General features: G+C 40.4%; 19 protein-coding genes. 15 read left to right on the plus strand and 4 right to left on the minus strand.

From position 1 onward, the window contains the following. Window positions 1-7 precede the first annotated feature (7 nt). The 3 genes from ychF to Hs30E_RS00755 form a co-directional block, all read right to left on the minus strand. Window positions 8-1123, minus strand: a complete 1116-nt coding sequence (ychF, locus tag Hs30E_RS00745) for a redox-regulated ATPase YchF (RefSeq protein ID WP_172207223.1) — start codon at window positions 1121-1123, stop codon at window positions 8-10. A 46-nt stretch (window positions 1124-1169) separates the two neighbouring features. Further along, entirely contained in the window at window positions 1170-1364 is a 195-nt protein-coding gene (locus tag Hs30E_RS00750; RefSeq protein WP_172207225.1) for a DUF951 domain-containing protein, read from the minus strand. A 67-nt stretch (window positions 1365-1431) separates the two neighbouring features. Next, entirely contained in the window at window positions 1432-2343 is a 912-nt protein-coding gene (locus Hs30E_RS00755) for a WxL protein host-binding domain-containing protein (RefSeq protein WP_172207227.1), read from the minus strand. 281 nt (window positions 2344-2624) lie between these two features. On the opposite strand from Hs30E_RS00755, the gene Hs30E_RS00760 reads away from it, so the two are divergent. The 11 genes from Hs30E_RS00760 (at window position 2625) to Hs30E_RS00810 (ending at window position 16956) form a co-directional block, all read left to right on the plus strand. Continuing rightward, window positions 2625-3326 (plus strand): MgtC/SapB family protein, encoded by a 702-nt coding sequence (locus tag Hs30E_RS00760; protein WP_228461956.1) that lies wholly within the window; start codon window positions 2625-2627, stop codon window positions 3324-3326. Between the two features lie 17 nt (window positions 3327-3343). After that, on the plus strand, window positions 3344-4102 hold the full coding sequence (locus Hs30E_RS00765; protein ID WP_172207232.1) for a tyrosine-protein phosphatase: 759 nt from the start codon (window positions 3344-3346) through the stop codon (window positions 4100-4102). Window positions 4103-4286: 184 nt separating this feature from the next. Beyond that, window positions 4287-5123 carry a BglG family transcription antiterminator LicT gene (gene licT / locus Hs30E_RS00770; protein WP_172207234.1) on the plus strand — a complete coding sequence of 279 codons (837 nt, stop codon included), beginning with the start codon at window positions 4287-4289 and terminating at the stop codon, window positions 5121-5123. A 93-nt stretch (window positions 5124-5216) separates the two neighbouring features. Further along, window positions 5217-7127, plus strand: a complete 1911-nt coding sequence (locus Hs30E_RS00775; RefSeq protein ID WP_172207236.1) for a beta-glucoside-specific PTS transporter subunit IIABC — start codon at window positions 5217-5219, stop codon at window positions 7125-7127. Window positions 7128-7297: 170 nt separating this feature from the next. Beyond that, the gene (locus Hs30E_RS00780) at window positions 7298-9208 is read left to right on the plus strand and encodes a beta-glucoside-specific PTS transporter subunit IIABC (RefSeq protein WP_172207238.1); all 1911 of its coding nucleotides are present in this window, start codon (window positions 7298-7300) and stop codon (window positions 9206-9208) included. Between the two features lie 209 nt (window positions 9209-9417). Further along, window positions 9418-10230, plus strand: a complete 813-nt coding sequence (locus Hs30E_RS00785; protein WP_172207240.1) for a histidine phosphatase family protein — start codon at window positions 9418-9420, stop codon at window positions 10228-10230. Between the two features lie 243 nt (window positions 10231-10473). Beyond that, window positions 10474-11910, plus strand: a complete 1437-nt coding sequence (locus tag Hs30E_RS00790; RefSeq protein WP_172207242.1) for a glycoside hydrolase family 1 protein — start codon at window positions 10474-10476, stop codon at window positions 11908-11910. 108 nt (window positions 11911-12018) lie between these two features. Next, window positions 12019-13458, plus strand: a complete 1440-nt coding sequence (locus Hs30E_RS00795; protein WP_172207244.1) for a glycoside hydrolase family 1 protein — start codon at window positions 12019-12021, stop codon at window positions 13456-13458. Next, a complete protein-coding gene (locus Hs30E_RS00800) occupies window positions 13451-14302 on the plus strand; it encodes a Cof-type HAD-IIB family hydrolase (protein WP_172207246.1) in 852 nt (283 codons plus the stop codon). The genes Hs30E_RS00795 and Hs30E_RS00800 overlap by 8 nt, the downstream gene beginning before the upstream one ends. A 397-nt stretch (window positions 14303-14699) precedes the next feature. Next, a complete protein-coding gene (locus Hs30E_RS00805; RefSeq protein WP_172207248.1) occupies window positions 14700-16142 on the plus strand; it encodes a 6-phospho-beta-glucosidase in 1443 nt (480 codons plus the stop codon). A 91-nt stretch (window positions 16143-16233) separates the two neighbouring features. Then, window positions 16234-16956 carry a glucosamine-6-phosphate deaminase gene (locus Hs30E_RS00810; protein WP_172207250.1) on the plus strand — a complete coding sequence of 241 codons (723 nt, stop codon included), beginning with the start codon at window positions 16234-16236 and terminating at the stop codon, window positions 16954-16956. 160 nt (window positions 16957-17116) lie between these two features. On the opposite strand, the gene Hs30E_RS00815 is transcribed toward Hs30E_RS00810, so the two are convergent. Next, window positions 17117-18487: a serine hydrolase gene (locus Hs30E_RS00815; protein WP_228461957.1), complete on the minus strand. Its 1371-nt coding sequence runs from the start codon at window positions 18485-18487 to the stop codon at window positions 17117-17119. A gap of 304 nt (window positions 18488-18791) precedes the next feature. Between Hs30E_RS00815 and rpsL the strand changes: the two genes are divergently transcribed. From rpsL to Hs30E_RS00835, 4 genes are all read left to right on the plus strand, one after another. After that, window positions 18792-19205 carry a 30S ribosomal protein S12 gene (gene rpsL, locus Hs30E_RS00820; protein WP_172207252.1) on the plus strand — a complete coding sequence of 138 codons (414 nt, stop codon included), beginning with the start codon at window positions 18792-18794 and terminating at the stop codon, window positions 19203-19205. 19 nt (window positions 19206-19224) lie between these two features. Next, on the plus strand, window positions 19225-19692 hold the full coding sequence (gene rpsG / locus Hs30E_RS00825; protein ID WP_172207254.1) for a 30S ribosomal protein S7: 468 nt from the start codon (window positions 19225-19227) through the stop codon (window positions 19690-19692). A 236-nt stretch (window positions 19693-19928) separates the two neighbouring features. Then, window positions 19929-22004: an elongation factor G gene (gene fusA, locus Hs30E_RS00830; protein WP_172207256.1), complete on the plus strand. Its 2076-nt coding sequence runs from the start codon at window positions 19929-19931 to the stop codon at window positions 22002-22004. 274 nt (window positions 22005-22278) lie between these two features. Continuing rightward, window positions 22279-22452 (plus strand): hypothetical protein, encoded by a 174-nt coding sequence (locus Hs30E_RS00835; protein WP_172207258.1) that lies wholly within the window; start codon window positions 22279-22281, stop codon window positions 22450-22452. The last annotated feature ends 75 nt before the right edge of the window (window positions 22453-22527 follow it).

Below are 22527 nucleotides of genomic sequence, written 5' to 3' on the forward strand. Positions count from 1 at the left end.
AATTTTATTAAACGTTGAACCTAAATTCCATAATATCGCCATCTTGCACGACATATTCTTTGCCTTCCTCGCGCAAACGTCCCGCTTCTTTGACTGCTTTTTCAGAGCCATATTGAATCAAGTCATCATAAGACATGGTGACAGCACGGATAAAGCCTTTTTCAAAGTCAGAATGAATAATGCCCGCAGCCGCTGGTGCTTTGATACCGCGTTTAAAAGTCCAAGCGCGTACTTCTTTTTCACCTGCTGTAAAGTAAGTGCCTAGTCCAAGCAAATGATACGCTGTCTGTGTCAACTTGTCAACGCCCGATTCACACAAACCAATCGCTTCAAGAAACTCTGCTTTCTCGTCATCTTCTAGTTCAGCGATTTCTTCTTCCACCCGTGCCGAAATCACAACCGTGTCAGCGTTTTCCGTTGCTGCAAAATCACGGATTTGTTTAACATAGTCAATCATATCAGGAGCACCAACTTCATCTTCTGAAACATTTGCCACATATAAAACGGGTTTAGTTGTCAGCAAAAACAAAGACTTGACGACTTTTAGCTCGTCATCTTCAAAATTAATCGTCCGTGCCGATTTACCTTCTTCAAGCACAGGCTTGATTTTTTCTAAAACCTTAAACTCTAAGACGGCATCTTTATCTTTTTGTGTTCGTGCAATCTTTTCAACCCGCGTATAGCGTTTATTGACCGATTCCAAATCAGCCAAAATTAACTCCAAGTTAATCGTATCAATGTCTGCTAACGGATCAACGAAATCACTCTCACGACCTTGTTCACGCATGACATTTTCATCGTCAAATGCTCGAACAACGTGAATAATCGCATCAACTTCACGAATATTGGCGAGAAATTTGTTGCCAAGCCCCTCGCCTTTTGAAGCGCCTTTGACAATGCCAGCAATGTCCGTAAATTCAAAAGTTGTTGGCACCGTTTTTTTAGGTTTGATGAGTTCTGTGATTTTTGTCAACCGTTCGTCTGGCACCTCAACTGTGCCGACATTTGGGTCAATCGTCGCAAATGGATAGTTTGCCGCTTCTGCGCCTGCCTGTGTTATCGCATTGAAAAGAGTTGATTTTCCTACGTTTGGTAATCCGACAATTCCTGCTGTTAAAGCCATAATTTAAGATATTGAGTTGATTTTATATCACCTCAAATCTCCTTTCTTAATCTAATCTATTTTTCATTTTTTTGTTAAAATCATTGCGTGTCATCATGACCAAATGCTCACAATTTGTGCAAAGAATCTTGATGTCAGCGCCCATACGTACAATTTCCCAACGATTGGCCTTTTTACCTGTTGCCTTAACCACACAAGCGTGTGGTTTTTTCATCTCAACAAAATCACCTAAATCGTACATTTGCTACTCCTTGCTTAATTGTTTTTCACTACATTCTAGCAAATTCTGCACTAAAAAACAACCTAACTTAACTGTGAGATGGTTTTCTATGACTGAGTTTGACTTGTATCACAATTCCGACAAGTAAGATGGCGAATAGCCCAACTAAACTAGGAATAATCCAAGTATCTTTACTTGTATCGGGCAAAAAATGGTAACCATTTAAAACATTTGCCTGTTTTTTTGTGAGTTCGAGTTGACCGTCAAGTTGCCAAGATTTATCATCAGATGTTATAACATTTTTCACTGTATAATTGCCTGCCTTAAATTTTTGCTTAATAGGCACAATAATCTCAATTTTACTATTTGGCGCAATTTTATCATAATTATGACTTGCTGATTTATTATTATCTATTTCTTCGAGCTGTGTTGTGATTTGAACGCCAAGCAACCAAGCATTGCTATCGTTTTTAAACGTCAACTTAATTGCTCGCTTTTTATCAATAGTTGTTGCTTCAGTCTTGATTAGCTTAACATTTTCTGCCACTTTATTATCATTCTTACGTACATTAATCGTAAAATCATAGTAATACTCAGTATCTTTTTGAATAAAAAGAAGTTGATCGGTTATTTCGCCGTCAAAATCGGCTTTGAAAGCATCTTCGATAAAGTTGATGGTAACTTTTTTTGTCTCTTTTGCTGATAATTTGACCGTTTTGGGTGTCTCTAAAAATGTCAATTTATCAAAAAAGACGAGATTGCCATTGGTATCAAGACTAGGACTTGAAGACTTAACGTGAATTTCGAGTGTTTTGTCAGAGATGTTGGTTAATTCAAAAGTCAGCGCCTTTTCAGTTACATATTTAACAGAGACGGCAGAATCTGAAAATGTTTGATTCTCTGCTAAAATCGGCTTGATGGAAAAATCTAGTTCATTTGCGGCTGTTCTGACAGTGAAAAAAGTCCCTATCAGAATGATTAAGCTAAGTAGTTTTTTCATTATTGATTCCTTTGTTTGTCAAAATTAGAGATTTCCCCCTTATCTCCTAATTAAAGTATAGCATATATAATTTTAATCTTCAAAAATTATTTAGGTAATTTTTGAGAATTTAATATTATTTTTTCAAAACACCTTACTTGACAGCGCTTTCACATTGTGTTAAGATAGAAACATAAGTTAAAGAAGTGGGTAGTTATTATTAAATTAAGCTAGACCGATAATGATAGGAGACTGTCTATTTTTGCGTTTGGCTTTTTTTCTGCTTCAAAACTAGAAAGGAGGTGCGCTTGGAGACACAAGAAGTTATTTTTAGGTTAGTGATTGCGATACTACTCTCGGGTTTTATTGGCTTTGATCGCGAGTACAAAAATAGACCTGCGGGGATTCGGACTTACATTTTGGTTTGCGTGGGGGCGACGATTATTGCGATGACACAGACACAATTAAATCTAAATACGATTGCCTTTGCACAGGCACATCCTGATTTGATTGGTATTTTACAGGCAGATGCGTCGCGTTTGACGGCACAAGTTGTGAGCGGTATCGGATTTTTGGGTGCTGGGACAATTATTGTGACGAAAGATAAGTCAATTCTTGGTTTGACAACGGCTGCCTCGCTTTGGGCGGTTGCGGGCGTTGGTATTGCGATTGGTATGGGTTTTTATCTGATTAGTATTATTGGTACGATGACGATTCTTGCTGTTTTGACTTTTTTGAAAAAGTTAATTAAGATTCCGACTTTGAAAAAAATCGAGTTGCGGTTTGTTCATAAGCAAGAAACCAAAACCTATATTGCCAATTATTTTGAGGCGCAAAAGATTAAGATAGAAGACGTCGCTTTTAAGGTCGATATTCACAATAATCGGCGCATTTACACGAATTTGTATCAGATTGAACTCCCGATGGGGCTGTCCTATTCAGATATTGTCGAAGATTTTTCTTATCATGATAATATGGTAAGAGTTCGCTTATTAGAAGTATAGAAAAAGAAAGAGAAAAAATGAAAACATTAGTAAATTTTAGAGATTTAGGTGCTTATCAGACAGTTGATGGCAGAAAGATTAAACCTGCAAAACTATTGCGTTCTGGACAACCTGTCGGTTTGGCTGAGAATGACAAGGAAAAATTAGTGCAAGACTATCAATTGCGGCAAATTATTGATTTTCGCTCAAGTAGCGAGATTGCTAAAAAGCCAGTTGATAGCATGAATCAAGTCAATTATCACAATATTGACTTGATGAAAGACGTTGAAACGGGAAATTCTAGTCTTGGTGATTTGATGCGAAATGGGACGGTTGATGAGGTTGACGAGGCGATGCTGACGGTTTACGGCGAGCTTGTGATGAATGAATCGGCGCAAAAGGGCTATGCTGATTTTCTGGCAAAAATTGTCGCACAGGAAACTGGCGCGGTGCTGTTTCATTGTTTTGCAGGAAAAGATCGCACGGGTGTTGGCTCGGCGCTTGTCCTCAGCCTTTTGGGTGTGAGTTACGACGATATGATGCGCGATTATCTCTTGACAAATGTTTTGCGTCAAGCTGACAATGCTAAAATGGTTGCTGAGGCCAAGGCGGAAGGGAAAAATGCTGAGCAACTCCGCGCGCTTGAACGTATTATGTCGGTGGATGAGATGTATATAAAAGAAACTTTTACTAAGATTCGAGATAATTTCGGCACAGTGCAAGAGTTTGCGAGTCAGGCTTTAGATTTCAATCTGAATCGGCAAAATGACTTGAAGGCGCTACTACTTCAAAAATAATTTTTCCAAGAAATTAAAATATTGAGTATATCTGTTGACAACGCTTTCATTTGGTGCTAAGATAGAACATGTAAAGGTAAGAACGGATAGTTATTATTAAGTTAAGCTAGACCAAAAAATGGGTAGGTTACACTATCGTTTTTGGTCTATTTTTATCCTTATATAACATGGAAACGGGAAAGTAATGGAAATTAAGAAAATTCTCAATAATAATGTTGTGATTACGCAGAAAGGCAATTCTGAAGTTGTCGCAATGGGTCGTGGTATTGCCTTTGGCAAAAAAATTGGCGACAATTTATCAGCTGAGAAAATCGAGAAACTTTACGAATTGGCGGGAAATGAATCAAGTCGTGTGACTGATTTATTGTCAGAAATTCCAGATGAAATTCTTGAAATTTCTGATGACATTGCAACACTTGCTAAGGAAACGATTAAAGGTAAAATTAATGACTCGCTATTTCTAACGCTTGCTGACCATATCAATGGTGTCCTTGTACGTGTCAAGGAAAATGTTGCAATCAAAAATTTTCTTTTGTGGGACATCAAACGTTTCTTTCCTGAAGAGTATGCGCTTGGCAAAAAGGCGGTTGCGGAGATTTCTGAGAAGCTCAACCTTGCCTTGAGTGATGATGAGGCGGGATTTATCGCCATGCACATTGTCAACAGTGAACTTGAAAATGAGAGTTCATCGGCTGCGAGCGAGTTGACCATGTTGATTGAAGAAATTGTAACGATTGTCAAGTACAGTTTACAAGTTTCGCTCAATGAAGATGATATTTATTTTCAACGTTTTATGACACATATCAAGTTTTTTGCGGAACGTGTCTTGTCGTCAACGACTGAAAATTGTAGCAAAGATGAAGATTCATTGTTTGATATGGTTGTTCAAAAATACCCTGAAGCTTATGAAACAACTAAAAAAATCACAGGATTTTTGCTCAAAAATCGCAATTACAAAGTTTCTCATGATGAGCAGATGTATATTACCATTCATCTAGCTCGAATTATTGAGAAAGACTAATTAAGTTCACCTGAGGATGGTTACATTAAGTTGGCCAAACCTAAAATATAATACGAGCATTAGCTCAAATAAATTTTAGGAGGTCCCTGTCTAATGGGAAAATATGAAGATTTGGCGAAAAAAATCGTCAACGAAGTTGGTGGTAAGGACAATATTAACAGCCTTACGCACTGTATCACACGTCTGCGTTTCAAACTCAAAGATGAGTCAGTGGCGCATGACGACATTCTCAAAAACATGGACGGTGTTGTAACGGTCATGAAAGCTGGTGGGCAATATCAAGTTGTCATCGGTAATCACGTTCCCGCCGTTTATGAAGATGTTCTTGCAGTTGCAGGGATTTCAGGTGCAGCATCTGAAGATACGCCTGCTGAAAAAGAGGGTGTTTTCAACACGCTGATTGATATTATTTCTGGTTGTTTCCAACCTTTCCTTGGCGCACTTTGTGCAGCTGGGATGATCAAGGGTGTTGATGCACTCTTGATATTCTTCAAAGCTTACACAGAAGCTTCTGGTACACATGTCACGCTCAATGCGATTGGTGATGCTGTGTTTACCTTTTTACCACTTTTTGTCGCACTTACTGCTTCAAGAAAATTCAAAGTGCCTGAGTTTACAGCGCTTGCCCTAGGTGCCTCGCTTCTTTATCCAGCCATTCAACAATCTGCTATTGTAGTTGAAGGCGCAACACCACTTGGAAATATTCTTGGCGTTGATTACTATACAACATTTATGGGTATCCCATTGATTGCCAATAACTATGCGTCATCAGTTATTCCGATTATTTTCATTGTTTGGTTCGCTTCAAAAATTAATCGTTGGGCTAAAAAGATTGTGCCAGAATTGATTGCAACATTCTTTGTACCAATGCTTACCTTGTTGATTACGATGCCAGTTGGTTTCTTGGTAATCGGTCCAATTATTAGCTTACTTACAGAAGCACTTAGTAATGGCTTTAATTCAATTTATGGCTTTTCGCCAATTGTTTTTGGTATCCTTGTTGGTGGTTTGTGGCAAGTTTTGGTTATCTTTGGTCTTCATTGGGCAGTTATTCCAATGGTTATGGCACAATTTGGCACACAAGGGTTCTCAAATATTCTTGCCGGTCAATTTGCTGCAAGTTTTGCGCAAACAGCAGTTTTAGTGGCGCTTTTATTCAAAATTTACAAGAAAAAAGATCGCGAACTTATCATGCCGTCTATCATTTCAGGTATTGCTGGGGTAACAGAGCCAGCAATTTATGGGATTACGTTGCCACGTGTTAAACCGTTTGTGATTTCATGTGTGGCTGCAGCAGTAGCTGGTGCTTATGCTGGTTGGGCAAATGTTACTGCTTATACAATGGGCGGAATGGGCATTTTTGCACTTCCGACAATGATTTCTAATGGCGCAGATGGTTTGGCTAAAGGGTCAATTACATCGCTTGTCAATGCAGTTATTTCAGCAGTCATTGGTATGGTCGTTGCTTTTGTTCTGACAATGATTCTTTGTCCAAAAGAGTACGATGCGAAAACAGTTGAGGTTGATTTGACAGTAGATGCCAAAATAGTGAGCGAAGAAGCTATCTTTGCGCCTGCAACTGGTAATGTTTTGCCACTTAAAGAGGCTGGAGATGCTGCATTTGCAGAAGGGCTTCTTGGTCAAGGTGCGGTTATCGTACCGAAAGTTGGTGAGGTTGTTGCACCATTTGACGGAACTGTTATGACCCTTTTCCCAACGAAACATGCGATCGGTCTTGTTTCTGAAAATGGTGCAGAGCTTCTGATTCACGTTGGTATTGATACTGTTCAGCTTGACGGTAAATATTTTGAAAGTTTTGTCAAACAAGGCGATAAAGTTAAAAAAGGTCAAAAATTGGTAACGTTTGATATTGCAGCAATCGAAAGTGCAGGTTTCAATACTCAAATTCCAATTATTGTGACAAATACGCTTGATTATGCTGATGTTAAGGCAACCGATGCGAAAGAAGTTGAAGTTGGCGATAAATTTATTGAAGTTGTTTGATAGGCAATGTTAATAAATTATGATTTTCAAAGCATTTAAAATGCTAACCCTATCAATTCGGGGTTTGTAAGAAATGATTTAATTAAGTTCACCTGAGGATGGTTACATTAAGTTGGCCAAACCTAAAATATATGGACATGAGTCCAAACTAATTTTAGGAGGTCCCTATTATGGGAAAATATGAAGATTTGGCGAAAAAAATCGTCAGCGAAGTTGGTGGTAAGGACAATATTAACAGCCTTACGCACTGTATCACACGTCTGCGTTTCAAACTCAAAGATGAGTCAGTGGCGCATGACGACATTCTCAAAAACATGGACGGTGTTGTAACGGTCATGAAAGCTGGTGGGCAATATCAAGTTGTCATCGGTAATCACGTTCCCGCCGTTTATGAAGATGTTCTTGCAGTTGCAGGAATTTCGGGCGCAGCATCTGAAGATGCGCCTGCTGAAAAGCAAAAACCTTTTGATGCGCTAATTGACATTATTTCTGGTTGTTTCCAACCATTCCTCGGCGCACTTTGTGCGGCTGGTATGGTTAAAGGGATTAACGCCCTACTGATTTTCTTTGATTTGATTAAAGATACATCTGGTACCTATATCATGCTCAATGCGGTTGGTGATGCAGTCTTTTACTTCTTGCCAATGTTCATCGCCGTTGCAGCGTCACGTAAATTCAAATTACCTGAATTTACAGCCCTTGCCCTTGCCGCTGCTTTGCTTTATCCAGCGATTCAAAAATCTGCTATCATTGTTGAAGGTGCAAAACCACTTGGTAAATTAATTGGTATTGAATACTACACAACATTTGCAGGTATTCCATTGATTGCTAATGATTATGCGTCATCTGCAGTGCCAATCATCTTCGTTGTTTGGGTTGGTTCAAAAATTAACAATTGGGCTAAAAAAGTTGTACCAGAATTGATTTCAACTTTCTTTGTACCAATGATTACTTTGCTCGTTACGATGCCAATCGGTTTTCTCATTGTAGGACCAGTTATCAGTCTCTTGACAGAAGCGCTTAACAAAGGCTTCTCATCAGTTTATGATTTCTCAGGTATTCTCTTTGGTCTTTTACTTGCAGCTTTTTGGCAAGTTCTTGTTATGTTTGGTCTTCACTGGGCGCTTGTTCCAATGGCAATCATGCAATTTGGGTCACAAGGCTATTCAAATATCCTTGCCGTTACTTCTTGTGTTAGTTTTGCTCAAACAGCAGCGCTCATTGCTTTGTATACAAAAATTTTCAAGAAAAAAGATCGTGGCTTGCTTATGCCAGCTATCATCTCAGGTATTGCTGGCGTAACAGAACCAGCGATTTATGGTATTACATTACCACGTGTTAAACCTTTTGTTATTTCATGTATCGGTGCAGCGGTTGGCGGTGCTTATGCGGGTCTTACAAAAGTAACCTCTTACTCAATGGGTGGTTTAGGTATCTTTGGTATTCCAAACTTTATCTCAAATGGTAATGACGGTACAGTTAAAGGCTCTATGGGTTCACTTGTCAATGATGTGATTGCCATTCTTATCGCAATGGCTGTAACATTTGTTCTCGTTGTGCTATTTGTTCCAAAAGAATATGATGCTGAAACAGTTGAAGTTGATTTGACAGTTGATGCGAAATTTGTGAGCGGTGGTACAGTTTTTGCTCCCGCTACTGGGGAAGTTTTGCCACTTAGCCAAGCGGGCGATGCGGCTTTCTCTGAAGGTTTACTTGGTCAAGGTGCGGTTATCTTGCCAAGCATCGGTGAAGTTGTCGCACCATTTGACGGTGAAGTGATGACTCTTTTCCCAACGAAACATGCGATTGGTCTCGTTTCTGAAAATGGTGCAGAGCTCCTGATTCATGTCGGAATTGACACGGTTCAACTTGATGGTAAACACTTTGAAGCCTTTGTTAAACAAGGCGATAAAGTTAAAAAAGGTCAAAAATTGGTAACGTTTGATATTAAAGCTATTGAAGCTGCTGGTTTCAACACTCAAATTCCAATTCTTGTGACAAATACACCAGACTTTGCAGCTGTTAAACCAACCACTGCTAAACAAGTCAAAGCAGGCGACAAATTTATTGACGTGCTTTAAAAAGCGCATAAATTAGGAAAAAGGCAAGACTTTCTTGGATTTCTTGTCATCAAAAGATTTTTGTTGACAAATATTTAAGGAGTTATCTCGCCTTTTCTCATGGTCTTAAAACAGATAAAATAAGCAGGCAGTCAGATAAATCTGATCAGGTGAAACTGCGGACAATTTTTTGTGAAAAGTAAGACCGACATTTTAGGAGAAAATAACGAATGAAAAACAAACTTTTGAAATTAGTCGTAGCAGCGGGTGCTTTGCTTGCATTTGCAGGATGTGAAAAGTATGATAATACTGAAACTGCTGCGCCAGCAGATAAAAATACAGAAGTTACTTTGTATGTTGTTCGTCATGGTAAAACAATGTTGAATACAACTGACCGTGTGCAAGGTTGGTCAGATGCTGTTTTAACACCTGCTGGAGAAGAAGTCGTTTCAGCTGCTGGTCGTGGGTTGAAAGATGTCGAATTTGACAAGGCTTACAGTAGCGACAGTGGTCGTGCGATGCAAACTGCAAATCTGATTTTAGCTGAAAATGCTAAATCAGCAGACTTAAAACTTGAGTCTGACAAACGTTTACGTGAGTTTAACTTTGGTACTTACGAAGGCGATTTGAATGAAACAATGTGGACGGACATTGCCAAGAGCCAAGGTAAAACTTTGGAAGAATGGCAAAGTGAAGGTATTGCGCCAAGTGATTTTGCAAACAGTGTTGCAGCGCTTGACAAGGATCGTGTTGAAGAAGGCGTGAATTGGCCAGCTGAAGATTATGCAACAATCACAAAACGCTTGAAAGAAAGCGTTACTGAAATTGCTGAAAATGCTAGCAAATCAGGCGATGACAAGGTTTTGATTGTATCACATGGTTTGAGCATTTCAGCTTTGATTGATACGCTTTTTGATGGTTACGAATTGCCAGCTGGTGGTTTGAAAAACGCTAGCGTGACTGAAATCAAGTATAAAGACGGTAAGTTTGAACTTGGCACAGTCAACGACTTGAGTTACATTGAAAAAGGGACTAAAAAATAACTCAAATAGTTGATATGGATAGTACGCTCAGGCGTACTATTTGCACAATGTGGTAAATCTGACAGCGTTTACAAGACAGGTGTCTTTGAACAGACGAACAAAAACATGATACTAAAAAGCGTTGCGACAAGTCGCAAACTTTCATAGAAAATTAGGGATTTGCCGTAAGCGAGCGTAGCTCGTGAGGACAAAGTATCTATTTTCCTAGAAAGTCAGCTTGAAGTTCAAAAAATAGGAGGAATCATGACATTTCCAAAAGGATTTTTATGGGGCGGCGCAACGGCTGCCAATCAATTTGAGGGTGGCTATGCTGAAGACGGGCGAGGACTCGCTGTTCCCGACTTGAAAACAGTTGGCGGCGTGAAAACACCACGACGTTTCACAGCGACAGTTGAGGACGGTGTTTATTATCCGAGCCACAAGGCGATTGATTTTTATCATCATTATAAAGAAGACATCAAACTTTTTGGTGAGATGAATTTCAATGTTTTCCGTATGAGTATTGCTTGGTCGCGTATCTTCCCACAAGGCGATGAGTTAGAGCCAAATGAGGCTGGCTTGAAATTTTATGATGATGTGATTGACGAGCTGATTAAAAATGGGATGACACCGCTGATTACTTTATCGCATTTTGAGTTGCCAATGGGCATTGTTGAAAAGTATAATGGCTTTTCAGATAGACGTGTGATTGACTTGTTTGTGCGTTATGCCAAAACAGTCATGACACGTTACAGCTCAAAAGTTAAGTATTGGATCACTTTCAATGAGATGAATTTTGGTGCTATGGCGCACGGTGAATTGACCGTTTTGGGCATGAATCCACATGACACGACCATTTATCCAGACGGTGCAAAAGAAAATGAAAAGGTGCGTTTCCAAGCGTTGCACAATGCCTTGGTTGCTAGTGCTAAAGTGGTTAAACTTGGTCATGAGATTAATCCTGACTTTATGATTGGCTGTATGATTTGCCATATCACGAGCTATCCATTGACACCAAAACCTGAAGACGTTTTGAAACGTAAGGAATTTGACTTGTCCTTTACCAAGTTTGTTGGCGATGTGCAAGTGCGCGGTGTCTATCCGACATACATGGCGACTTATCTGAAAAATAAGGACATTTTCCCTGTATTTGAGGCGGGCGATGCGGCAATCTTGCAAGCTGGCACGGTTGATATGTATACTTTTTCTTACTACATGACGGTGTGTGTGACGACAGATGACGATGCGGCTGAAACTGGCGGCAATCTCATGGGTGGCAAGGCGAACCCGTATCTCAAAGCGAGTGAGTGGGGTTGGCAAGTTGACCCGATTGGCCTAGAGTATACGTTGATTGATTTGCAAGATCGCTATGATATACCGCTTATGGTTGTGGAAAATGGTCTAGGCTTTGCAGATGAGCTGAAAGCAGATAAGACGATTGAAGATGATTACCGTATCGACTATATGCGTGATCATATCAAAGCTATGGATTCTGCCATTGAAAAAGGTGCTAATCTGATAGGCTATACCATGTGGGGACCGATTGACCTCGTGTCTGCTGGTACGGGTGAGATGAAAAAACGTTATGGTTTCATTTACGTCGATATGAACAATGACGGCTCTGGCAGTCTCAATCGTTACAAGAAAAAATCATTTGACTGGTACAAGGAAGTGATTGCCTCGAATGGGAAAAACATTTAGCTGACCGCAATTTGCTTACAACTAGCTCTAAATTTGTATTCATCTATACTTATTTCCATAAGTATATTTAAATAAAAAAACAAACAATAAATAGGAGGATTTTTATTCATGACATTTAAAAAAGATTTCTTATGGGGTGGTGCAACGGCTGCCAATCAATTAGAAGGTGCATTTGATGTAGATGGCAAAGGTTTGTCAGTCGCTGATGCGATGCCTGGTGGAAAAATTCGTTGGCAGCTCTTATCATCTGATGAATTTGACTGGACGATTGACGAGGAAAAATACGTTTATCCTAACCACAAAGGCATTGATCATTATCATCGTTTTAAAGAAGATATTGCGTTATTTGCGGAAATGGGCTTTAAATGTTACCGTTTCTCTATTGCTTGGACACGTATTTTTCCAAAAGGCGATGAAATTGCGCCAAATGAGGCGGGGTTGAAGTTTTACGAGGCGGTCATTGACGAGTGTCTCAAATATAACATTGAACCCGTTATCACAATTTCTCATTATGAAATGCCACTGAATTTGGCGAAAACGTATGGTGGTTGGAAAAATCGTGAGCTGGTTGGCTTTTATGAAAATTTTGCCAAAGTTGTCCTAGAACGTTTCCATAGCAAAGTTAAGTATTGGATGACTTTCAATGAAATTAACAGTTCGCTTGAAATGCCAGCTTTGTCGCAAGGTATGATACCAAAAACAGGTAGCAAAGATCAGCAAAATGTCTTTCAAGCCTGGCATCATCAATTTGTTGCAAGTTCGCTTGCGGTCAAATTTGGCCACGAACTCAATCCTGATTTGCAGATTGGCTGTATGGTCATTTATGCGACGACTTACAGTTTTGATGCCAATCCGATTAACCAAGCGCACACTATGGAACATATCCAAGCCTTTAACTATTTCTGCGCAGATGTACAAGTACGTGGGGAATATCCCGCTTACACTGCACGTTTGTTTGAGAGAAATGGTGTGAAGCCTCTTGAGATTGCTGACGGCGATTTAGAACTTCTGAAAAATCATACAGTTGATTATATCGGGTTCAGCTACTACATGTCGGGTGTTGAAAATATCACGGCTGAGGAAGTTGAAACGGTTCAAGGTAACATGCTTGGCGGCGTGAAAAATCCATTTCTTGAGGCGAGTGATTGGGGTTGGCAGATTGACCCGATTGGTTTGCGCATTGCCTTGAACGACTTGTACGGTCGCTATCAAGTGCCACTTTTTGTGGTTGAAAATGGTTTAGGTGCTTATGATAAGGTTGAGTCTGACGGTTCTATCGTTGATGATTACCGCATTGATTATCTGAAGAAACATATCACGGCGATGGCAGATGCTGTTTGTGACGGCGTTGACCTTATGGGGTATACACCTTGGGGCTGTATTGACCTCGTTTCTGCTTCAACTGGTGAGATGAGCAAGCGCTATGGTTTCATTTACGTTGACCTTGATGATCATATCGAGGGGACGGGCGACCGTTCTAAGAAAAAATCTTTTGACTGGTACAAACAAGTCATCGCAAGCAATGGTGGTGACTTGACGAATGGCTAAGAAGATTGCATTTTTCGATATTGACGGCACATTGGTCGGCAATACAAGCATCCCTACGCAAGCTGTTATTGATAGCATTCACAAATTTCAAGCAGACGGCAATTTGGCGTTTATCTGTACGGGACGTTCAACTCCTGAGATTGGCGCAATCATTCTTGACCTTGGTTTTGACGGTATAATTGGTGCTGGTGGTGGTTTTGCATCACTTGGCGATGACATTATTCATCATCATACCATGCCAGATACGGCTGTCCATGAGATTCTTGGCTTTTTCGAGACACATGATATTGCTTACTATTTGGAATGTAACAATGCTTTACGTGGTAGTGACAATTATAAGGCGAAAATCGATGAAACGATTGCAGATTATTGCCATCATGACCAAGCTAAAATTGATAAACTCACGAATGATTCCAAGTGGTTTTACGATTTGGTGGATTCTTATGCTGAGCGTACGATTGACTTTAATGATGTCAACAAAATTTCATTTATCAACAAAGATTTACCCTATCAAACAATCGCTGATAAATTTGGCGACAAGTTTGAAATGTTCCATATGACTGTACCATTTTTCGGTAAGGAAAGTGGCGAAATCGCAGTTAAAGGCAATGATAAGCAGACGGCGATTGAAATTGTCCTTGACAAACTTGGCTTGACCAAGGCAGATGCCATTTCTTTTGGCGATGCGAACAACGACCTAGCCATGTTTCGTGCCTGTGGCTACAATGTTGCCATGGGCAATGGAACTGACGAAATCAAAGCAGCAGCAAGTGAAGTGACGGCAGATGTTGAACACGATGGCATTGCGGCTAGCTTTGAAAAAAATAATTATTTTAAATCATGATACTAAAAGCGGTGCGCCCAAGGCGCAAACTTTCGTAGAAAATTAGTGATTTGCCGTAAAGGAGCATAGCTCGTGCGGACAAATCGTCTATTTTCCTAGAAAGTTAGCTTGAAGTTCAAATAAAAACATGATACTAAAAGCGGTGCGCCCAAGGCGCAAACTTTTGTAGAAAATTAGTGATTTGCCGTAAGGGAGCATAGCTCGTGCGGACAAATCGTCTATTTTCCTAAAAAGTTAGCTTGAAGTTCAAATAAAAACATGATACTAAAAGCGGTGCGCCCAAGGCGCAAACTTTCGTAGAAAATTAGTGATTTGCCGTAAGGGAGCATAGCTCGTGCGGACAAATTGTCTATTTTCCTAGAAAATTAGCTTGAAGTTCAAATAAAGGAGAAAATTCATGGGATTTCCAAAAAACTTTTTATGGGGTGGCGCAACTGCCGCTAACCAATGTGAAGGCGGCTATAACGAGGATGGACGTGGTCTTGCAAACGTTGATGTTGTACCACTCGGCAAAGATCGCTTTCCAATCATTACAGGTGAAATGAAACATTTGGCATTTGACAACGAACACTTTTATCCTGCTAAAGAAGCGATTGATATGTACCACTATTTCAAAGAGGACATCAAACTTTTTGGCGAAATGGGCTTTAAAACTTATCGTTTGTCAATTGCTTGGACACGTATTTTCCCGATGGGCGACGAGGCTGAGCCAAATGAGGCTGGTCTGAAATTTTATGAAGACTTGTTCAAAGAATGCCACAAATATGGCATTGAACCCTTGGTTACGATTACGCATTTTGACTGTCCGATTCATTTGATTGAGGCCTATGGTGGTTGGAAAAATCGCAAACTCGTTGATTTTTATGAAAAATTAGTGCGCGTTTTGTTCACACGTTATAAAGGTTTGGTCAAATATTGGCTGACATTCAACGAAATCAATATGATTCTCCATGCGCCATTTATGGGTGCTGGCCTGACTTTTGAAGACGGCGAAGATCAAGAATTGGCAAAATACACAGCAGCACATCACGAGTTGATGGCGAGTGCGATTGCAACGAAAATCGCACACGAGATTGATCCAGAAAATCAAGTTGGTTGTATGATGGCGGGTGCGGTTTACTATCCTTATTCATGTCGTCCTGGCGATGTTTGGGCAGCTTATGAGGATGCGCGTGACGAGTATTATCTGATTGACGTGCAAGCGCGTGGCGAATATCCGCGTTATTTCCTTAAACGTTTGGAACGCAAAGGGATTAAGTTGCCAATACTTGACGGCGACCTTGAATTTTTGAAAGCCAACACTGTTGACTTTGTGTCGTTCAGTTACTATGCGACTCGCGTTTCTATCGGTCCTGATAATGATGAAGTAGAATTTACAGCATCAAATATTTTCGATTCTGTCAAAAACCCTTATCTCGAATCAAGCGAATGGGGATGGCAGATTGACCCTCAAGGTTTCCGCACAACAATCAACAGTCTGTACGACCGTTATCAAAAACCACTTTTCGTGGTTGAAAATGGTCTAGGTGCGGTTGATACACCTGACGAAAATGGCTACGTTGCGGATGATTACCGCATTGACTACATGGCGCAACACGTGGATGCTATGCGCGATGCCATTGACCTTGACGGTGTTGAAATGCTTGGCTACACGTCTTGGGGCTGTATTGACCTCGTATCTGCCGGCACTGGCGAAATGAAGAAACGCTATGGTTTCATTTATGTTGACCGTGATAATGAAGGCAATGGGACGCTCAAGCGCACACCGAAGAAATCATTTAACTGGTATAAACAAGTCATCGCAAGTAACGGCGAAGACACGTCTTGGACGAAAGAATAAGATAACAAGGAGGAGGCTGGCTATTCAGCCTCTTTTTGCTTAAAAAACGCAACCAAACAAAAACTGGATGAACGAAAGGAAATCAACCGTAATGAAATTAATTATCGCAAAAGATTTTGATGAAATGAGCGCACTTGGCGCAACAGAAGTTATCAGCTACCTCCAAAAAGACAAACGTGTCAATCTTGCCATTACAGCGGGCAGTACACCAACAGGTGTTTATGAAAAATTGACACCATTTGTCAAAAATCGCCCCGAATTTTCAAATGCGCATTACTACAATTTTGACGAAGTGCCATTTAAAACCAAAGACGGCTATGGCGTGACCATGGGCAATCTCGACCGACTTTTTTTCACGCCAGCTGAGATTTCAGCGGAAAATATTCACGTTTTGGACGAAAATAATTATCAAGAGCAAGATGCACGCCTTGCCGCTGATGGTGGTTTGGACTTGATTATGCTAGGGCTTGGTGGCGATGGACATTTCTGTGGCAATCTCCCCAACACGACTAAGTTTGGCGATTTGACGTCAAGCGTGGCTGTTGATGCCACACCAAACATGCACGATATTCTCCTTAGCGAAGTGGGTGGCGATGAGCGCAACGTCCCTGACTACTACGTCACGATGGGTCCACGCAGTGTCATGGCGGCTCGCAAGATTTTACTTTTGGTCAATGGTAAACATAAAGCTGAGATTTTGAAAAGAGTTTTGGAAGGGCCAGTCACAGAAGATGTTCCGTCAACGATTTTGACTCTACACCCAAATCTGTTGATTATTGCAGATGAAGAGGCGGCTAGTTTGCTTGCTAAATAGTTCAGATTCAAAGGAAAATAAAAAGAGGCTGGGACAAAAGTCGAAAATTAGCAGAATTTAGCTAACTATAAAATAGAAAAACCACATGAAATCAACGTTTTCAAAAACGAATTTCATGCGGTTTTTCTATTTTTGAAACTTTTGTCCCGGCCTCGTTTTCTTACAATTTATCATTAATAAATTTCACAAAATGATTCCACATGACCTTGATGGCATTACTTCGTTTAACAGAAGTAGTTGCCGTCAAATAAAAAGTTTCGCCGTCATGATTTGGCAAGTAGCCCAAATCATCCTTGATTGAAAATGTGACTCTAACAAGTTTTTGTCCTTTTTTAATTGCAGCAGTGACATTAGCATTTTGTTTTTTATTAAAAGCAATCGTTGTTTTAGTATCCATATCGAGCATTGGCACGACAGCAGAAAAATTTTCAGCTGGCAAGACTTCAACGCTTTTTTGATTACCATCCAAAACAGTGAGCTTATTTGGTGCACCGTGATTAGCCATTTTAACGCCTTTGAGCGCAATATCCTGTGTTTTCCAGTTGCCATAGACATAATTCATTAGCCCGCTTGTCTCGCTAAAGCGCGCATAATCGTCATTTTCTGCATTCTCAGCATTTAGTACAACTGTGATAATTCGGAAGTCATTTTGAATTGTTGTGGCAACAAAACAAGCACCAGCAAATTCAGTCGTTCCTGTTTTAAGACCGTCAACGCCATCGCGAGCAGCGGGTAATGTTGGTAGCATATAATTGTAAGTAGTAAGTTCTTGCTCAGATTCACCACCTTCATCAAAGATAGCCTCAGTTTTTTTAGTCGTTTCTAAAATCTCAGGGAAATCTGAAATCAGATGTTGGGCAATAATCGCCACATCCTTGGCGGATAGCTGATTTTCATCTGTTTCCGCTGAACCAGGATAGATATTTTCGCCAAGAACACTATTACTAAGCCCAGTAGCATTGACAAGTTTAGCATCACTAATGCCCCAATAAGTCAACTTCGCTTTCATCATATCAACGAATTTGGGCTCGGACCCACCAATCGTTTCAGCTAAAGTAATTGCCGCCGAATTTGCCGATTGAATCATTGCCGCATTAAATAAATCTCGAATTGTAAAAGTCTCATCCTTATTCATAACAGCAATATTTGAAGCTTCAGGATTCTGCGTCAACTCATAGGCATAGTCGCTCATCATGATTTTATCGTCCCAGTGCAGTGTCCCATTTTTGATAGCCTCAAGCGTTAGATAAGCTGTGATTGTTTTGGTAATGGAGGCAATCCCCATCGCCTCATCAACATTTTTTGCATAGAAAATTTTTCCACTAACAGGGTCAATGGCAATTGCAGCCTTTGCAGCGACATCAAAAGGTTCAGAATCGCTAGTCACAGAGCTTTCAGATGTTTCAGCAGATTCATCCGTCGTTTGTATCAATTCGTCATCCTCAGCACGAACAATCACTGTAATTGGCGCAACAATCGCCCCAAAACAAATGGCAAAAGACATTATAAATAGTAATAGTTTCTTTTTCATAATAAAATTATATCAAAATTTCAACGTTTTTGTTATCTATAAACAAATAAAAATGGTGCATTATGATAAAAATTTGACATTTATCAAAAATAATGATAAACTATAAAACGGTACTTTTTCATTTGGTCAAACAAAAGGAGCATGGCGATTGAACAATTGACATGTAGTATCCAAACTTCTTGTTGGAACTTGGTTTAAGCGACCATATACCGACACAACTAAACGAAAAAACGAAAGGAATGCTATCAATTTCATTAGCGCTTATTGACTTTTAGTCAAAATGATCATTGATAGCAAGTAAGAAATGCCTACTATTAACCAATTGGTTCGCAAACCGCGTAAATCAAAAGTCGTTAAATCTACTGCACCGGCTTTGAACGTTGGCTACAACAGCCGTAAAAAAGTTCAAACTAAGACAAATTCACCACAAAAACGTGGGGTTGCCACTCGTGTAGGGACAATGACACCGAAAAAACCTAACTCAGCTTTGCGTAAATTCGCTCGTGTGCGTTTGTCAAATCTGATTGAAGTGACTGCTTACATTCCAGGTATTGGACACAACTTGCAAGAACATAGTGTGGTTCTTTTGCGTGGTGGTCGTGTAAAAGACTTGCCAGGGGTACGTTACCATATCGTTCGTGGCGCACTTGATACAGCTGGTGTGACAGATCGTAAACAAAGCCGTTCTAAATACGGTACTAAAAAACCAAAAGCATAATCGAAAGGAGATAAGATAAATGCGTAAAAATCGTGCACCAAAACGTGAAGTTTTGCCAGATCCACTTTATAACTCAGTAGTTGTTACACGCCTTATCAATCGCGTTATGCTTGATGGTAAACGTGGTACTTCAGCAAGTATCGTCTACGGCGCTTTTGAACAAATCAAAGAAGCAACTGGAACAGAAGCTATCGAAGTATTTGAACAAGCGATGGAAAACATCATGCCTGTCCTTGAAGTTCGCGCTCGCCGTGTTGGTGGGTCAAACTATCAAGTCCCAGTTGAAGTTCGTCCAGAACGCCGTGTGACACTTGGTTTGCGTTGGTTGGTAACAATCGCCCGCAAACGTGGTGAACATACAATGCAAGATCGTCTTGCCAAAGAAATCATGGATGCAGCTAATAACACAGGTGCTGCTGTCAAAAAACGTGAAGACACTCACAAAATGGCAGAAGCTAACCGTGCGTTCGCTCACTTCCGCTGGTAATTTTTGCGTGAGCAAACGTTGCCTAGCGACCTTTTCATAAGAAAAGACAGAGAGACTAACAAATAACTATTTCATACTTGAAATAAATCGAAAAACACTAGGTAGGCAACCTGCCTACTTAGTGTTTTTTACAAGCTTATGTTAAGGTGTAAACACTTCTAACTTGTCAACTGTTTGAGGTTTTAAAAATTCAAATAGTCGTCACTTAAACATTTAAAAAGGAGAACAAAAAACTCATGGCTCGTGAATATTCACTAGAGAAAACACGTAATATCGGTATCATGGCTCACGTTGATGCTGGTAAAACAACAACAACTGAGCGTATCTTATACCACACAGGGAAGATCCACAAAATTGGTGAAACGCATGATGGCGCATCACAAATGGACTGGATGGAGCAAGAACAAGAACGTGGTATCACAATCACTTCAGCTGCAACAACAGCTTTTTGGAAAAACAACCGTGTAAATATTATTGACACGCCAGGTCACGTGGACTTTACAATTGAAGTGCAACGTTCACTTCGTGTCCTTGACGGTGCAGTAACTGTTCTTGATTCACAAACAGGGGTTGAACCACAGACTGAAACAGTTTGGCGTCAAGCAACTGAATACAAAGTACCACGTATCGTTTTTGCCAATAAAATGGACAAAACAGGTGCTGATTTCTTGTACTCACTTTCTACTTTGAAAGATCGTTTACAAGCCAATGCGCACCCAATCCAACTCCCAATCGGTGCTGAAGATGACCTCAAAGGTATCATTGACCTTGTTGAGATGAAGGCTTATTTCTACGACGGCAAGCCAGAAGAAGAACCAACTGAGGGCGATATTCCAGCAGATATGCAAGAGCTTGCTGAAGAATGGCGTGCTAATCTTGTAGAGGCAGCAGCCGATACAGATGAGGACTTGATGATGAAATATCTCGAAGGAGAAGAAATCACAATTCCTGAACTCAAAGCAGCTATCCGTCAAGCAACAATTCAAGCCGATTTCTTCCCAATGTTGGGCGGTTCAGCTTACAAAAATATCGGTGTAAAATTGATGCTTGATGCCGTCCTTGACTACCTTCCAGCACCAACTGATGTCCCTGCTATCAATGGTATCAACCCTAAAACTGATGAAGAAGTGCAACGTCACGCATCAGATGAAGAACCATTTTCAGCAATTGCTTTCAAGATTATGACAGACCCATTTGTTGGGAAACTCACATTCTTCCGCGTTTACTCTGGTATTGTTGAGTCAGGCTCTTACGTTCTCAATGCAACAAAAGGCAAACGCGAACGTATCGGTCGTATTGTGCAAATGCACGCCGCTCACCGCTCAGAAATTGACACTGTTTACGCTGGTGATATTGCTGCGGCTATCGGTTTCAAGGATACAACAACAGGTGATACTTTGTCAGCTGAAGATTCTCCAGTTATCCTTGAATCAATCGAATTCCCAGAACCAGTTATCCAAATCGCGATTGAACCTAAAACAAAAGCTGACCAAGATAAAATGGGCATCGGTCTCCAAAAACTTGCTGAAGAAGATCCGTCATTCCGCGTTGAAACAAACGTTGAAACAGGCGAAACCGTCATCTCTGGTATGGGCGAACTCCACTTGGATGTCCTCGTTGACCGTCTCCGCCGTGAGCATAAGGTTGAGGCAAATGTAGGCGCACCTCAAGTATCTTACCGCGAAACTTTCCGTGCCTCAACACAAGCGCGTGGTTTCTTCAAACGCCAATCAGGTGGTAAAGGTCAATTCGGTGACGTTTGGATTGAATTTACACCAAATGAAGAAGGCAAAGGATTTGAGTTTGAAAACGCAATCGTCGGTGGGGTTGTACCGCGTGAATTTATCCCAGCCGTTGAAAAAGGTCTCGTTGAGACAATGGCAAATGGTGTCCTTGCTGGTTATCCGCTCGTTGACGTCAAAGCGAAACTTTACGATGGCTCATACCACGATGTCGATTCAAGTGAAACGGCCTTTAAAGTTGCCGCATCACTCGCTTTGAAAGAAGCTGCGAAGACAGCTGCACCAGCTATCCTTGAACCAATGATGAAAGTGACAATTACAGTACCAGAAGAATATCTTGGCGATATTTTCGGTCATGTTAGCTCACGTCGTGGTCGTGTTGAAGGACAAGAAGCGCTTGGTAATTCATTGATTGTAAATGCCATCGTGCCACTTGCTGAAATGTTCGGCTATGCCACAACTTTGCGCTCAGCAACACAAGGTCGCGGTACATTCATGATGGTATTTGACCATTACGAAGACGTACCAAAATCAGTTCAAGAAGAAATTATCAAGAAAAACCAAGGATAATTATCCGAATATTAAAACACGAACAATTTCTATTGTTCGTGTTTTTTTGATATAATGGTGTGAGAATAGATAAAAGAAATCAGGTAGCACCCAAACGCCTAAGCGGTTTATTAGGGGATAGCCCTCCCTAAAATCTTTGCGACTTTCGTCGCTCAATCACTAAAGATAATATAAATGCCCCTTTTAAAATTTGCCAAATCAGGGATTTAACTCGTATAATGTAATTAACCACACATACGGGTATTACCCTATGACAATCAAAGGAGAGCAGTATATGTCTAGTATAATCTATATCGGAATGGATGTCCACAAAAAAAGTTTCAATCTCTGTGCCTTAGATGGTCGCACAGGCGAACTTCTTGCAGAAACACGCTGTAACTCTGAAGTTAAAGACGTAAAAAATTTGTCAATCACATCGTTGAAGAAATGGCAGATGACGTTTTTGTGAAAGTCGGCTATGAAGCAGGTTGCTTAGGCTACGCTTTATATCATTCATTGACAGCCCTTGGTTTAGACTGCGATA

The sequence above is a fragment of the Pseudolactococcus hodotermopsidis genome (genome assembly GCF_011170085.1).
GTDB lineage: Bacteria > Bacillota > Bacilli > Lactobacillales > Streptococcaceae > Pseudolactococcus > Pseudolactococcus hodotermopsidis.